Genomic DNA, 2,393 nt, shown 5'->3' with positions numbered 1-2,393 from the left:
GCATTTGAGCACTTGACGGCGTTTCGCAAATCAGTCTTAGCCGTAGCATTAATGAAACACAACGGCTGAATTGCTTCCGATGGAACAAAATCGCGGAAAGATCCTCGCCGACCGGGCCAAGGCAATCGGCCTTTCCCCCACGGATTGGGCCGCCGAGGCCGGCGTCGCCCGCTCGACCATCTTCCATATCCTGCGCGGCGCCGGCTCCAAAGGCCCGCATGTCGGCACGCTGGACCGCCTGGGCCGCGTGCTCGAGCAGCGCGAGCGCGCGGTGCTGCAGCATCTCGTCGATCTCCACGGAATTCCGACCAAGGAGCAGGCCGCATGATGAGCACCGAAGATCGCGTGCGCGTCCTGCTCCTGGTCGCACTGAGCGTCGCGTTGAGTACCGCGTTCGCCGCCGCCGGCATCGTCAAGGGTTTGTCGGCGGCGGCGATTTGATCCGGCACCACGAGGGGCAACATGACGTCTTGCGAACTGCCGCGGCAAGCTGAACTGGCCGATACGCCGCACACCATGATCGACCCGGCCATGCGCGACCAGCGCGAGCAGATCGTCACGCTCGATCTGGCCGGCTGCAACGTCACCTACATCAACGTTCCGCTGCAGGAGCACGAGAAGGCCGGCGGCCAGCGCTTCGAGCAATGGCCGGATGCGGTCCGCCGCATCATGGAGACCGAAGTCTCCCGCTTTGTCGACCGCAACGCCGGCGCCACGGTCAAGGCCGTGACCACCGGCGTGCACGATCGGCAGTGCGTGCTCGCGATCCATTGGAGGCCGAAGCAGTGAGGTCAGATATCGCCCTGCTCGATCGGCTGTGCCTGATCGCCGACAATCTCGTCGAAACCCGGCGCCTGCAGATCGGCGACGCCGCAATCCGCACGTTGCGCGACGAAGTGCAGATGCGTCGCTTCACCCCGGCCGAAGAGAACGTGATCGGCTACGAGGCGACGTGCCTGATCGAATGCATCGCCGCGCTCGCGTTCGCCCGCACCGATCAGAACAAAGAGGGCGAAGAGCGCGCGGTGATGTACCTCAACGTGCTCAGGCAGTTTTGCCGCCTCGATCTCAACGCAGCAAGGCGGAGGGCAGCGCAGTGACGGTCATTCCCCTTCGCGGCCACGATGGCCGCTTCGCTTCCCATGCGCCGGCAGGTCCGCGCTACTCGCTCGACCAGGCGCGCGAGATCTATCAGGCCTATCTCGCGGCGGTCTGCCAGCATCAGGATCTGCGACCGCGCGAGGTGGAGCGCCAGCTCGCCCGCCCCGGCAAGCCCAACGTCGACATTCAATGGCGCCGCGCAGCTTACGCGCGCCAGCTCGCGCTCTACCTCGCCAACACCGCCCACAACGTGCCGCAAAAGCTGCTGGCCGAGGTGGCGGGCATCACTCCGGCGGCCGTCTGCCTTGCGCTGAAGGCGATCGAGGACCTGCGCGACATCCGGTCGTTCGATACGCGCGTCGACATCGTCGCCGCAGAAATGAGGATTAGCTAAATGGCCTTCCGCTGCCCGCTCCGCAACGAATGGGATGGTGTCAAACACGCGTTCCACACATCGGCGAAGAAGCCCGGTCGCGAAGGCGCGATCGCCCGCCTGATGCTCGACTTCATGCCCGTAATGTGCACGGCGGTCGAGCGCGAGCGCGACAAGGAAACGCCGCCACACGAATTCTTCGACGCAGTCGCGGCGGTCGCCGGCGCGCTGATCGAGGAAGCGATCGAGCAAAAGACGGTGATGCAGGTCTACGGTCGCGAGCAGCACCTCGACCGCATGCTGCAGCTCATCAATCGTGTGGTGCGCCCGCGCATGGCAGCGGCGAAGCAATCCCGCCTGATCGTGCCGGAGTACTGAGCGATGGGCCTGCCCTCCCCCGCAGTGACCTTTCTGATCCTGATCGACAGCGTCGTGCGTGCCGCGGCTCGCAAAGTGCGTCGCTGGCTCGGATGGAGGTGAGCGATGGCCGAGGCGTTCCGCAATCTCCGACAGCCGCAAGTCGCACGCGATCGCGAAAACGGCCGCTGTGTGATCACCCTCAACGGCGCCGAGGACAAATTCTACGTGCTGCAGATGGATGACGACGCGGCCGAAGCGCTGGCTGTGACCCTGCAGCGCGCCGGCTACGGACGGGAGGCCGATCACTGATGCGCGCCGCCCTGCTCTACTCCATCGCCGTGCTCGCCACCCTCGCAGTCATCCGCGCCGAGGCACTTTGGCTCGATGCTCATATCGTCCAGGCCGGCCGCGTCGCCGGCGTCCTCGTTCTGGCGGTGCTGGAATGATGAAAGCAGAATTCATTAAGCTGCTACGGCTCCACGTCGACGATGGTGGCAAGCTGTCACACGACAATGGTATCGCGCTCCTCAATGAAGTCGAGCGGCTGCGCGAGATCCTC

General features: G+C 64.9%; 7 protein-coding genes. All 7 read left to right on the top strand.

The window, feature by feature from the left end; genetic code table 11:
• Positions 1-79 precede the first annotated feature (79 nt).
• The 7 genes from AC629_RS43460 to AC629_RS47500 all read left to right on the top strand — a co-directional run bounded on the left by AC629_RS43460 (position 80) and on the right by AC629_RS47500 (position 2,280).
• Complete coding sequence (locus AC629_RS43460) at positions 80-328, top strand: helix-turn-helix domain-containing protein (protein ID WP_084810731.1); 249 nt, start codon at positions 80-82, stop codon at positions 326-328.
• Between the two features lie 134 nt (positions 329-462).
• Positions 463-789, top strand: a complete 327-nt coding sequence (locus tag AC629_RS43455) for a hypothetical protein (protein WP_084810730.1) — start codon at positions 463-465, stop codon at positions 787-789.
• Positions 771-1,100, top strand: coding sequence for a hypothetical protein (locus AC629_RS43450; RefSeq protein ID WP_084810729.1), 330 nt, complete (start codon positions 771-773; stop codon positions 1,098-1,100). The genes AC629_RS43455 and AC629_RS43450 overlap by 19 nt, the downstream gene beginning before the upstream one ends.
• Positions 1,097-1,495 carry a hypothetical protein gene (locus tag AC629_RS43445; RefSeq protein WP_084810728.1) on the top strand — a complete coding sequence of 133 codons (399 nt, stop codon included), beginning with the start codon at positions 1,097-1,099 and terminating at the stop codon, positions 1,493-1,495. The genes AC629_RS43450 and AC629_RS43445 overlap by 4 nt, the downstream gene beginning before the upstream one ends.
• On the top strand, positions 1,496-1,852 hold the full coding sequence (locus tag AC629_RS43440; protein WP_084810727.1) for a hypothetical protein: 357 nt from the start codon (positions 1,496-1,498) through the stop codon (positions 1,850-1,852). It abuts the gene before it with no gap.
• Positions 1,853-1,957: 105 nt separating this feature from the next.
• The gene (locus AC629_RS43435; protein WP_084810726.1) at positions 1,958-2,143 is read left to right on the top strand and encodes a hypothetical protein; all 186 of its coding nucleotides are present in this window, start codon (positions 1,958-1,960) and stop codon (positions 2,141-2,143) included.
• On the top strand, positions 2,143-2,280 hold the full coding sequence (locus AC629_RS47500; RefSeq protein WP_168195749.1) for a hypothetical protein: 138 nt from the start codon (positions 2,143-2,145) through the stop codon (positions 2,278-2,280). The genes AC629_RS43435 and AC629_RS47500 overlap by 1 nt, the downstream gene beginning before the upstream one ends.
• The last annotated feature ends 113 nt before the right edge of the window (positions 2,281-2,393 follow it).

Origin of the sequence: Bradyrhizobium sp. NAS80.1, assembly GCF_001908205.1 — a bacterium.
Classification (GTDB): domain Bacteria; phylum Pseudomonadota; class Alphaproteobacteria; order Rhizobiales; family Xanthobacteraceae; genus Bradyrhizobium.
The sequence above is the reverse complement of the archived record's forward strand: the minus strand, read 5'-3'. Positions and strand labels throughout refer to the sequence as shown.